5 protein-coding genes are annotated in these 12,753 nt (G+C 62.8%); all 5 read left to right on the top strand.

The genetic code is table 11. The features are described 5' to 3' along the window. The first annotated feature begins 67 nt into the window (after window positions 1-67). Window positions 68-1,696 (top strand): electron transfer flavoprotein-ubiquinone oxidoreductase, encoded by a 1,629-nt coding sequence (locus HW466_RS13080; protein WP_420908221.1) that lies wholly within the window; start codon window positions 68-70, stop codon window positions 1,694-1,696. A 43-nt stretch (window positions 1,697-1,739) separates the two neighbouring features. Further along, the gene (bktB, locus tag HW466_RS13075) at window positions 1,740-2,933 is read left to right on the top strand and encodes a beta-ketothiolase BktB (protein WP_059505319.1); all 1,194 of its coding nucleotides are present in this window, start codon (window positions 1,740-1,742) and stop codon (window positions 2,931-2,933) included. Window positions 2,934-2,971: 38 nt separating this feature from the next. Next, complete coding sequence (locus tag HW466_RS13070) at window positions 2,972-3,823, top strand: 3-hydroxybutyryl-CoA dehydrogenase (RefSeq protein ID WP_059869097.1); 852 nt, start codon at window positions 2,972-2,974, stop codon at window positions 3,821-3,823. Window positions 3,824-4,340: 517 nt separating this feature from the next. Next, window positions 4,341-12,104 carry a two-partner secretion domain-containing protein gene (locus HW466_RS13065; protein WP_239005996.1) on the top strand — a complete coding sequence of 2,588 codons (7,764 nt, stop codon included), beginning with the start codon at window positions 4,341-4,343 and terminating at the stop codon, window positions 12,102-12,104. Further along, a complete protein-coding gene (locus HW466_RS13060) occupies window positions 12,101-12,664 on the top strand; it encodes a hypothetical protein (protein ID WP_060135684.1) in 564 nt (187 codons plus the stop codon). The genes HW466_RS13065 and HW466_RS13060 overlap by 4 nt, the downstream gene beginning before the upstream one ends. The last annotated feature ends 89 nt before the right edge of the window (window positions 12,665-12,753 follow it).

Raw genomic sequence — 12,753 nt, 5'->3', positions numbered from 1 at the left:
GGGCGCAGGAGGAGACAGGATTTTGACCACACAGGACTTGCTCGCGCAATACGGCCCGCGCGAATCGATGGAATACGACGTCGTGATCGTGGGCGGCGGCCCGGCCGGGCTGTCGGCCGCGATCCGGCTCAAGCAGCTGGCCGCCGAGAAAGGCACCGAGATCGGCGTGTGCGTGCTCGAGAAGGGTTCCGAGATCGGCGCGCACATCCTGTCGGGCGCGGTGATGGACCCGCGCGCGATCACCGAGCTGTTCCCCGACTGGAAGGAACGCGGCGCGCCGCTGAACGTCGAGGTGACGGAAGACCGCTTCCTGTTCCTGTCCGAGAAAAGCGCCGTCACGACGCCGAACTGGGCGCTGCCGGACAACTTCAAGAACCACGGCAACTACGTGATCTCGCTGGGCAACGTCACGCGCTGGCTGGGCCAGCAGGCCGAGGCACTGGGCGTGGAGATCTTCCCGGGCTTCCCTGCCGCGGAAATTCTCTACAACGACGACGGCTCGGTGAAGGGCGTCGCCACCGGCAACATGGGCGTGGGCAAGGACGGTGAGCCGACCGAGAACTTCCAGCTCGGCATGGAGCTGCACGCGAAGTACACGCTGTTCGCCGAAGGCTGCCGCGGCCATCTGGGCCGCCAGCTGATCTCGAAGTTCAAGCTCGACGCGAACGCCGATCCTCAGGCGTACGGGATCGGCATCAAGGAGCTGTGGGAAATCGATCCGGCCAAGCACAAGCCGGGCCTCGTGATCCACACGGCCGGCTGGCCGCTGAAGTCCGACACCTACGGCGGCTCGTTCCTGTACCACATGGACAACAACCAGGTCGTGGTCGGCTTCGTGGTGGGCCTCGGTTACACAAATCCTTACCTGTCGCCGTTCGAGGAATTCCAGCGCTACAAGACGCACCCGTCGATCCGCGCGTTCCTCGAAGGCGGCAAGCGCGTGTCGTACGGCGCGCGCGCGATCACGGCCGGCGGCCTGTTGTCGCTGCCGAAGACGGTGTTCCCGGGCGGCGCGCTGATCGGCGACGACGCGGGCTTCCTGAACGCGTCGCGTATCAAGGGCAGCCACGCGGCGATCAAGACGGGCATGCTGGCGGCGGACGCGGCGTTCGACGCGCTGCAGGCCGGCCGCCAGTCGGACGAGCTCAACGCGTACCCGGACGCCTTCAAGCAGTCGTGGCTGCACACGGAGCTGTACCGCGCGCGCAACTTCAAGCAGTGGATGGCCAAGGGCCTGTACCTGGGCACGCTGATGGTCGGGCTCGAGCAGAAGGTGATGGGCGGCAACGTGCCGTGGACGCTGCATCACAAGCACGCGGATCACGAGATGCTGAAGCCGGCGTCACAGTGCGAGCCGATCGAGTATCCGAAGCCGGACGGCAAGCTGACGTTCGACCGGCTGTCGTCGGTGTTCATCTCGAACACGAACCACGAGGAGAACCAGCCGGCGCACCTGACGCTGAAGGATGCGAGCGTGCCGGTGAACGTGAACCTGCGCACGTACGCGGGGCCGGAGGCGCGGTTCTGCCCGGCGGCGGTGTACGAGTTCGTGAAGAACGACGACGGCAGCGACCGGCTCGTGATCAACGCGCAGAACTGCGTGCACTGCAAGACCTGCGACATCAAGGACCCGACGCAGAACATCGTGTGGGTCACGCCCGAAGGCGGCGGCGGGCCGAATTACCCGAACATGTAACGCATCCCCGCGCCCGCGGGCGCGAACGAACCGGAGTGAGACGATGAGCAATGCAGCGAAGGAAGTCGTGGTGGTGAGCGGTGTCCGTACCGCGATCGGCGATTTCGGCGGGAGCCTGAAGGATTTTTCGCCGACCGATCTCGGTGCCAAGGTCGTGAGCGAAGTGCTGTCGCGCGCGAACGTGCCGGGCGACGCGGTCGGGCATGTCGTGTTCGGCCACGTCGTGAACACCGAACCGAAGGACATGTATCTCGCGCGCGTCGCGGCGATCAACGGCGGTGTTGCGCAGCACACGCCGGCGCTGACCGTGAACCGGCTGTGCGGCTCGGGTCTGCAGGCGATCGTGTCGGCCGCGCAGACGATCATGCTCGGCGATGCCGACGTCGCGATCGGCGGCGGCTCCGAGAGCATGAGCCGCGCGCCGTACAGCGTGCCGTCCGCGCGCTTCGGCCAGCGCATGGGCGATGCGAAGCTCGTCGACATGATGCTCGGCGCGCTGCACGATCCGTTCCAGACCATCCACATGGGCGTGACCGCCGAGAACGTCGCGAAGAAATACGGCATTTCGCGTGATGCGCAGGATGCGCTCGCGCTCGAATCGCATCGTCGCGCGGCGCGCGCGATCGCGGAAGGCCGCTTCAAGGATCAGATCCTGCCGATCTCGATTCGCACGAAGAAGGGCGAGGTCGCGTTCGATACCGACGAGCATGTGCGCCACGACGCGGGCCCGGACGATTTCACGAAGCTGAAGCCGGTGTTCGTGAAGGAGGACGGCACGGTGACGGCCGGCAACGCGTCGGGTATCAACGATGCCGCTGCCGCGGTGCTGATGATGAGCGCGGACGCCGCCCGCGCGCAGGGCGTGAAGCCGCTCGCGCGTCTGGTCGCGTATGCGCATGCGGGTGTCGATCCGGCGTACATGGGCATCGGCCCGGTGCCGGCCACGCAGAAGGCGCTCGAGCGCGCGGGCCTGAAGATCACCGATCTCGACGTGATCGAGGCGAACGAAGCGTTCGCCGCACAGGCATGCGCGGTCACGCAGGAGCTCGGCCTCGATCCGGCCAAGGTCAACCCGAACGGCTCCGGCATTTCGCTCGGTCACCCGATCGGTGCGACGGGTGCGTTGATCACGGTCAAGGCGCTGTACGAGCTGAAGCGCATCGGCGGGCGTTATGCGCTCGTGACGATGTGTATCGGCGGCGGCCAGGGCATTGCGGCGATCTTCGAGAACATCTGATAATCGACCGCTCAGCACCCGAACACACAGGAATCGTCATGGCCATCGAAACCGTCGGCGTCGTGGGCGCCGGAACCATGGGCAACGGCATTGCGCAGACCGCCGCCGTTGCAGGACTGAACGTCGTGATGATCGACGTCAGCGATGCGGCGCTCGACAAGGGCGTCGCTGCACTGAAGGGCAGCCTCGAGCGCCTCGTGTCGAAGGAGAAGCTCACCGCCGCCGCACGTGACGCCGCGCTTGCGCGCATCACGACGTCGACCGATTACGCGAAGCTCGCCGCAGTCGACATCGTGATCGAGGCCGCCACCGAAAACGTCGAGCTGAAGAGCCGCATCCTGAAGCAGATCGAGTCGGTCGCGCGGCCCGATGCGATCATCGCGACCAATACGTCGTCGATCTCCATCACCGCGCTCGCGGCGCTGCTCGCCGATCCGTCGCGCTTCGTCGGCATGCACTTCTTCAACCCGGTACCGCTGATGCCGCTCGTCGAGATCATCCGCGGGCTGCAGACGAGCGACGCGACCGCGTCCGCGGTGCGTGCGCTGACCGAGCGTTTCGACAAGTCGCCGATCGGCGTGCGCAACGCGCCGGGTTTCGTCGTGAACCGGATCCTCGTGCCGATGATCAACGAAGCGTTCTTCGTGCTGGCCGAAGGCATTGCGTCGGCCGAGGAGATCGACGCGGGGATGAAGCTAGGCGCGAACCATCCGATCGGGCCGCTCGCGCTGGCCGACCTCGTCGGGCTCGACGTGTGTCTCGCGGTGATGGACGTGTTCCTGAAGGACTTCGGCGACACGAAGTACCGCGCGTGCCCGCTGCTGCGCGAGATGGTGTCGGCAGGGCGGCTGGGGCGCAAGACGGGGCGGGGGGTGTACGACTACAGCTGACGTCCCGCAGGCACGTCGGATTTTCAACGCGGATGACAAGCCGCGCCGGATGTCGTGTCCGGTGTCGGATTGTCATCCGCGTTTTTATTTGAAGCGCGTGGGCGACGTGTCCGTGCCTCGAAGCCGGTACTTTCCGCGTCGCCTTGTCGCCTGTTCACCTGCTGTGTCGATAGAAAAACTCGCGGATTAAGTCACGCGCGTAGATTATCAGGCACCACTCGCGGTCGTTTCGTTTTGAATTGCCGATAAACCGAGATGAATGATGCCTTATCGTGATTTGTCGGTCGTGCCGCACCTGTTGTCTTTCCGTTCGGATTTGACGGTTGTCGTAGGGGAACGACGACCAATATGTAGAAGCGACTGCGAAGCAGGCGATCTACTTAATAAAAGTTATAAATCAAATAGAAAGCAATATGTAATTGTCGGTGATGCGCTCATTGCATGCCGTGACAATTCTTGACCATCTCGCGATTTCGTTTGTGCAATTATCTGCTGCAAATACCAAGAGAGACCAATCATGCGCCGCGTCATGCGCGAAATCGAGAAACGGCACGTTCAACGGGAAACGGCCAGATCGGGGATTATCTTCGACCGCAGTTCGCTGACTGGCGAAGCAGCGGCGCTTTGGGTCAAGGCGACCGCCTGGATCATGACGGTCGTGATGTATTTCAGCCCGGCCGTGCTGCTGATGGATCAGACCGCGCACGCCGCGCCGATCGTCGATCCGCGCGCGCCGATTTCATTCCAGCCGTCCGTCACGCAGACCAGCACGGGTGTGCCCGCGATCAACATCCCCGGCGCCAATGCAAACGGCATCAGCGTCGGGCAATACCAGTCGTTCGACATCGATTCGCGCGGCCTGGTGCTCAATAACAGTACCGTGGCGGGCACGCCGCTGCTTGGCGGCACGCTGGGCGCCAACCCGAACCTGAATGGCCGGCCTGCAACGACCATCATCAATCAGGTCACGTCCAACAGCATCGCGACGCTGAACGGGCCGCTCGAAGTGTTCGGCTCGCCGGCGGCCGTCATTGTTGCGGCGCCGGGCGGCATTGCCGTGAACGGGATGGCGCTGACGAATGTACCGGGCCTGACGTTGACGACCGGCACGCCGCAGTTTCTTACCGGCGTCGGTGGCACCTCGACCGATTTTGCTCATGCCGGGGCGGTTGCATACGACGTTCGGTCGGGAAACATTTCGATCAATGGTCCGGCTGGAGTCAATGGCCCCGGTGCGGGTATCGAAGGTACCGTCGGCAATATCGACCTCATTGGCCAGAGCGTGACTCTCGCGGCTCCGTTGCGCGCGGATCAGCGTGTGAACGTCGTGACCGGCAATCAGCTCGTTACGCCGACGGCCAGCGATCCAGCCGGCACCACGTATGGCACGGCGGCGAACGGCGCGACGAATACGGCTTCCGCCATTGGCAAGGCGATTGCCATCGATGCGAATCAGTATGGTTCGGTGACGAGCGGTACCGTCTACATCGTCTCGACCGCGGCCGGCATGGGCGTGAACACGCAAGGCCCGTTGTCGGCAACGGCGGGCAATGTGGTCGTCAACGCGAACGGCGACGTATCGGTCGGTCAAACGTTTGCCAATCAGAATGTCAATCTGACAAGCGCGGGCAACACCACTATCGGTGGTACTGGCCTCGCAAACCAGAATTACACGGTCAACGCGAACGGCGATATCAATGCGCCGGGCTCGGTGTCGGCCGGGCAGAACGTGACGATGACCGCAGGCGGCAATCTGAACGCTGCGTCCGTTGCCGCCAATGGCGCGGCCAATCTCACTGCCGGGCAGTCGATGACGATCGGCTCGCTGACGGCGCACGACATTGCGCTGCAGACGACGAATGGCGATCTCACGGTCGGAGGGTTGAGCGCGCCGGGAACGGTGTCGGCACGGGCTGGACGCGATTTGACCGTCAATGGTGCGGTGCAGGGCGGTAGCACGGTCGCGCTGACGGGCGCGCGCAATGCGACCGTGAATGGGCAGGTTTCAGGCGTGGGCGACACCACGATTGCTGCGCAGACGGGTTCGGCCAGCGTGTCGGGCAGTGTTACCAGCGGCAATAACCTCAGCGTAACCTCGGACGGCAATACAAATATTCAAGGCACGGCTACTTCGGTCGGCGATACCACGCTGGCCGCTAACGGTGGATCGCTGACGACGACGGGAAGCGTGGCGGCACTCGGCGCGCTGACTGCAACGGGTCAGCAGGGCGTCAGCCTGGGCGGGATGGTCTTTAGCGGACGCAATGCGTCGATTAGCGCGAGCACCGGAAGCGTTGCGGTGGCCGGCGCTGTGTCGACACCCGGTGCGTTGAACATCAACGCCGGAGAGGATGCGACGATCGCAGGCACGGTCCAGAGCGGTCAGAGCACGACGATCGCCGCCGCGCGCGACGCGAACCTGAACGGCGGCCTGTCCGTCAACAACACGGGCAACGCGAGTGTGACGGCGGGGCGCGACATCAGCGGCACGGGTGCGATCAGCGTCGCGAACGATACGACGCTTGCCGCCGGCAACAACGTCAGCATCTCTAGCCCGATCCAGACCGGCAGCAACTTAAGCGTCACCGCAGGCCAGAATCTGTCGGTCGGTTCGACTACCGCGGTCGGCAACAGCACGTTGACCGCGACGAACGGCAGCGCGACGCTGACCGACAATGCCCTGTCGGGCGGGACGACGACAATCAAGGCCGGTACCGACGTGAACACGCAGCGTAGCGTCGAGAGCCTCGGCGACCTGTCGGTCAACGCTAAATTCGGTAGTTTCACCGCGAGCAGCCATGTTTCGACCGCCGGCAGCGCCAACTTCAACGCCGGTCAGGCCATTACTTTGAACGGCCCTACGACCGTCTCGAAGAACGCAAGCCTGACGGCGGCCAACATCACCACGCAAAACGTTGCCGTCGGCGGCAATCTGACCGCGACCGCGTCGGACAACCTCGACACGTCTGCGGGCCAGCTCACCCAGCCCTTCAGCGCCACCGCGCCGGCGCTGTCGGTGGGCGGCAACGCGACGCTGTCCGGTGCGAACGTGACGACCGCGAACGCGGTGGTCGGCGGCACGACGCAGATTACCGGCACGCAAAGCCTGACGACGGGCGGCACGGCGGCGTTCAAGGGCGACGCGACGTTGGCCGGTGGCAAGGTGTCGAACGTCGGCACGCAGATGAGCGCAGGCAATCTGAATGTGACCGGCGGTTCGGTGTCAAACACGGGAAGCCTGTCATCGCTGCAAACCGCAACGGTGAATGCCGCCGACGTGACCAACAGCGGGACGGTGTATGGGCCGACCGTGAACGTGATGGCCAGCAACAGTGTCACGAACTCAGGCGCGCTGATGGCGACGAACGCCCTGAATTTGTCGACTACGACGCTGAGCAACCGCGGCGGTACGATTTTCGCGGGCGATGTTCAGAACCCGGCAGCTGCGACGGGCGACATCAATATCACCGTGAACGGGGGCACCGGCGCCTTCGATGGTACGTCGGGAAGCATCTTGGCGCACCGCAATGTCACGTTCAGCGCCCCGAACCTGAGCTTCGATCCGCTTGCCACCTCGAGCGGGACGATGCTGGCCGGTCAAACGCTGACGCTCAATACTTTGTCGTTCGCGAACACCGGCACCTGGAATCTGGGTACGACTAACGTCGCCGGCCAGACAATGGTCATCAACTCGGCGAACATCAGCAACACCGGCTCGATCGTGAGCGCGGGCGACATCGCGCTGAACGGCACGACGACGAACGCCGGTTCGATCAACGGCCACAACGTGTCGACATCGGGCAGCTTCACGAATCAGAAGGGCGCGACGTTGCACGCGAACGTCGACGCGCATCTGGACGGCGCGGTAGTCAATCTGGGCACCGTCGAAGCGGCGAACGACCTTCACCTGACGGGCGCCAGTTACGACAACTCGAATGGCACGACGCAGGCAGGCCATGACATCACGGCCAACCTGAGCGGCGCGCTCACCAACGTCGTCGGTACCTTCACCGCCGGCAACGACATGACGATCCAGGCCGCGAGCGTCAACAACAACGCGGTTTCACCGAATGCTGGGAGCGCAGGCAACAGCACCACGACGATCGTCTCCGATCCGGCGCTGCTCAGCACGATTCTGCTCGGCAGCGAGACCGTCTTCACGGTACGCGACTATGGCGGCAGCGGCGGGGTGCAGACTGTCGAGAGCTGGCCCGGCGCGCAAGGCCCGTTGACCGACCTGAACCCGAATTTTACGAACGGCACGATCACGCTGCTGCCGGCGCAGGATTTCCAGAGCGATCCGCAGGGTGCGTACTCGTACTACCCGGATTCCGGCAACATCTACGTCGTCGACAACGCGGCAGCGCACCAGGGCTCGGGCCTCACCCAGGGCACGCCGATCGTGCTGAACCTGCCGACCATTTCGTTGACCGTATCCGGCTCGCAGGCTGTCACGAATCCGAGCCTGATGGCCGCGGGTCACGATCTCAATCTGACCGCGAACACCTTGTCGAACGAAAGCAGCACGATCACCGCCGGCCATGACATCAACCTGAACGTCCAGTCGCTTGACAACGGGCCGGCGCCTTCCACCACGCTCGGGAAATCGGTCGAGCAGGTGAACCAGCAAGAACTGAACACACTGATCTCACAGCTGCAAAAGCTCGGTGCGATCACGATCCCGGGTTCAGGACTGCTCTATCACACGTCGGACGGCTATGCGCTCGCGCCGGACAACATCTTCACGGTCAATAGCTCGGTTGTCGCGCCGAGCAGGGTCAGCACCGTTACGCAGGCGCCGCCGTCGCCGGGCACGATCGCCGCAGGCAACAACGTGACGGTGTCGGGTGGAAATCTGATCAACGGCGGAACGATCGCGGGCCAGACCGATGTGACGATCAACGCGGCGAGCTTCACGAACCAGGGCCGCAGCACGTCGAGCCTCGTAACAAATGCCGGATGCGCGGCGGGTGTGTCGGATGCCGACTGCAACCACGGCTTCTCGACCTTCAACCCGAACCCGTACACGAGTCAGGTCTTTACGCCGGGTACGCCGAGCTACGCGACGGTGTCCGCGGGGCGCAATCTGGTGATTGCCAGCAACACGACGAGCAACAGTCTCGGGCAGCTCGTCGCAGGCCAGGACGTGACGATCGGCGGTGCCGGCACGACTTCCGGCAACGCCACGCAGTCGTCGAGTGTCACGAACACGTCGGGCACGATTCAATCGGGCCGCGATATCACGATTGTGACGAACGCGCTGACCAACGCGATCGCCGATCCCGTCAAGGCGCACGAGAACTACGGTGCGCAGTCAACCTACGGCTGTTCGATGACGGGCGCCACACCGGACTGCGAGGCGATGGTCGATAACCAGTCGGGCCCGCCGTCCATCATCAACGCGGGACGCAATCTGGGCGTCACGGCCGGCTCGATGCTAAACACCGGCAGCGTCGTGACTGCTGGCCAAGCTGCGACGATCAACCTGTTGTCGACCAATGCGCTGACGAATCAGGACCAGGTGCTCAACGCATACTGGCATTCGCATTCGAACGAGGTCATCAATGGCTCGTACGTCTGGCACGACAACTATGGCTGCACGGATCTGGCGAGCTGTCAGCAAATCTGGGGCAGTGCATGGACGGGCACGAATGAGCCCCTGAGCCCGCCGTCGCCGGTCGGCACGATCTACGGCCTGATTCAAGCGCCGACGCTGACGGTGCAGTCGCAAGGAAACGTAGTCAACAGCGGCAACATCATCGGTAACACGATCGCGATGTCGGGCCTGCACCTGGTGAACGGCTACACGGGCAACGTGTATACGCCGCCGGGTGTCGCGCCGACGCAGGTCGTCGCGCTTGCGCCGTTGGGCATACCCGCACAGGCCGCGACGGCGCAGGGCGTCGCGGGCCAAGCGGCCACCGCCGCCGCGCAGGCGTCAAACGTCAACGGCCGGGCAACTGGCCCGATCCAGAGCGGCATTCAAGGTGCCAAGGTCGGGACGCCGGGTGCGCCGAGTGGCGCTTCGGTGCAGACGATTGCAGGATCGCCGTCGTCAGTGGCCTACCTGATCAACAACCCGGCCGCGCAGGTCGTCGGCGGGATCGGGCCGTCGTATCTCATCAGCCAACTGCCGAGCAACCTTCAGCCGGGCAGCGTGCCGTTCTACTACGACCCGTTCGACGAGAACCAGGCACTTCAAACGGCAGCGCTCCAGCGTCTTGGCAAGGCCAGCTTCATCGACGGCTTGTCGTATGACAACAAGTATCAGACCACGGTCGTCGATCAGGAAAAGTTCGCGCTTTACGCGAACGCGATCGACTACGCGAAGGCGCATGATCTGAAGGTCGGCGTGGCGTTGTCGGACGAGCAACTGGCGAAGCTCGATAAGCCGATGCTCTGGTACGTCGAGCAAGCGGTGCCGCAGCCGGGTTGTACGGCCACGGGGGGGGCGGTGTGTCCCACGGTCGACGCGCTGATGCCGCAAGTGTACTTGCCGCAGGGTTATGCGGCAATGAGTACCGACGGGGTGATCAGCGGCCACGACGTGACGCTGGCGTTCCACGACGCAAGCCGTCCGGACGACATCACGAACACTGGTTCGATCACGGCGACCGGTACGCTGTCGACGCCGGGCGCGCGCATCACGAACCTCGAGCGTTCGATTGACATCGGTTCGTACTACGCGGATGCCGGCGACGACGGCTACACGCGCACGACTGGCACCGTCCTGCAGCAGGGCGGCTTCATCAGCGCCGCGAACTTCGCGAACAACGCCGCGATGATCGACAACATCGGCGGCCAGATCCAGAAGCTGGGCGCCGATGGCTCGATCGATCAGGCAGGCACAGCGGCTGAGCTCGCGCAGCTCAAGTCGCAGCTTGGCGGAAATTTCCAGCAGAGCACGGTCAGCAACCACCTGAATAGCGAGTATCAGTCCGATGGCCACAACGGTGGCGTCGCGATGGTGTTCCAGGCGGCTATGGCAGTGGCGTTTTCGTACGTCCTCGGCCCGATCGGTGGCGCGTTGGCGACGTCGATCATGCAGCAGGAGATCGCCAATGGTGGTGTGAGTCTGGCAGCACTCGGCAAGGCGGTAGGCACTGCGTATCTGACACAGTTTGCTGACTCGGCGCTGAACCTGAACGGTTTCAACAACCTCGGGAACGGAGCGGTCGCAGCTGACACGACTGTCACACTGACAAACCTCGGCAATACCGCGGCGACGATCGCTGAACGTGCCGTGGTGAACGGTGCGATCACTACGGCGATCAACGGCGGTAGCTATGGGACCGCCATGTTGACGAGTGCAGTCAATGACGTCGCGGCGGTAGCCAACAACGCGATCGGACTGTCCTCGACGAACTCCGACTCACTCCTGGCGAAGGATACGCTGGGCTTTGTGCTGGCGCACGCGGTAGTCGGTTGTGCCTCGGGTGCCGCATTAGGGCAGGGCTGTGGCGGCGGTGCTATCGGTGCGGCTACGAGCGCGGTGCTTGGTTCGATTCTGGTGGATCAGGCCGGTGGCGTGCAGAATCTGCGCCCCGATCAAATCGCAGCGATCGTCACCGCAACGACGTTGCTGGGCGGGCTCGCAGCGAATGCCGCTGGGCAGAACGGTGTTGCCGGCGCGAACGCAGCAACCAGCGAGGCGATCAACAATGCGACGAATCCGGAAGATATTGCCCATGGCAAGGACCTGATCCCGCTTGAAGGCGGTCTGGGTAACGGTGTCGGCGGCTTGAATGGTGGCGGTGCTGGCGGATCGATGACGACGAGCGAGGCCGCGGCAGCATTCGAGAAGGGAGTTGTCGAGTCCGTAGAAGGCACTTTCGCGAGAATCGAAAACCTCGGGCAGGCTATCAGCGACAGGATCAGCTCGTTCACTCAGCGCTACCTTTCAAGTTCAGGAGGACGCTGGGGCAGTGCAGCGACTCGACAGCTAAACTATGACGTAGGGCAGACCTTGAAAGGCTATGGATATGAAGTTTCTGAAGGCGGCGGGATTGCGTCCGAAGAATACATTGCCGGAACCGGACCCGGTACAAGAGGCGGTACGTTTGTTGACATTACGGCAAAGCCGATCAATGGAAATGGCCCAATCGTGCGAATTCAGACTGTGACAACCCAACCGGATGGTATAACACCAACCCAATCGGAAGCTGCCGCCGCGGCGAGAATACAAAGCAATTCGCCCCCGGGTGATAGGCTGATTCTGATTCCCAAGGGAGCGTCTCCGGATCAGATTAAGCAAGCGATTAAGAACGGAATCGGACAATGAAGCGAATTCACTTCTTTGCAACAAAAAACGATACCTTATCGGTAACCGACGAGGTCGAGCGCAAGCTGGAATTGAAGTACATATTGACACATCACACTGTCTACCAAAAGTATGACGACGCGCCTATTTATGAAACCGCTCGGAATATTCCTGAAATCGGCTCGGCGGCCGGCAGCCAGACCACGCGATGCGAAAATTACCTTGTGGTTGAGAGGAATGTGCCCGTCTCGCCAGTCACTGAATTCTTTGGAGAGCTACTGCCCGAAGGCGGAAAATGGTACACATTCTATCGCGCCGGAAATTGTCCGGAGGGTGTCGAGTTCAATGCTGGTGGGATGTGGTCTAGCACGATAATGATAAATGGCCTGGTCCGAACGTGGTCAGACGATTCGGCTGCTCAACGGTTAATGCGACTGTTCGCCTCGGCAATGAAGAAGCAATTTCAGGAAAAAATCAATGGCTATTGGATTGGTGCCGAGGCGTATCAGTTTTTGAAAAATGGCGGTAGGTTGACCCAGAGCGCGGATGCGCCTTCCGAATTCGATTTAAAGCTCGAATAGTTTGTATTGACGGAATTCTTGGATCAAAGCCCGATCTCAATTCTGGTTCGCGACTGTCGCTAACGGCTCATGAAGGACGCTTTCTAATA

It is taken from the genome of Burkholderia territorii (assembly GCF_902833055.1).
GTDB lineage: Bacteria > Pseudomonadota > Gammaproteobacteria > Burkholderiales > Burkholderiaceae > Burkholderia > Burkholderia territorii.
The sequence above is the reverse complement of the archived record's forward strand: the minus strand, read 5'-3'. Positions and strand labels throughout refer to the sequence as shown.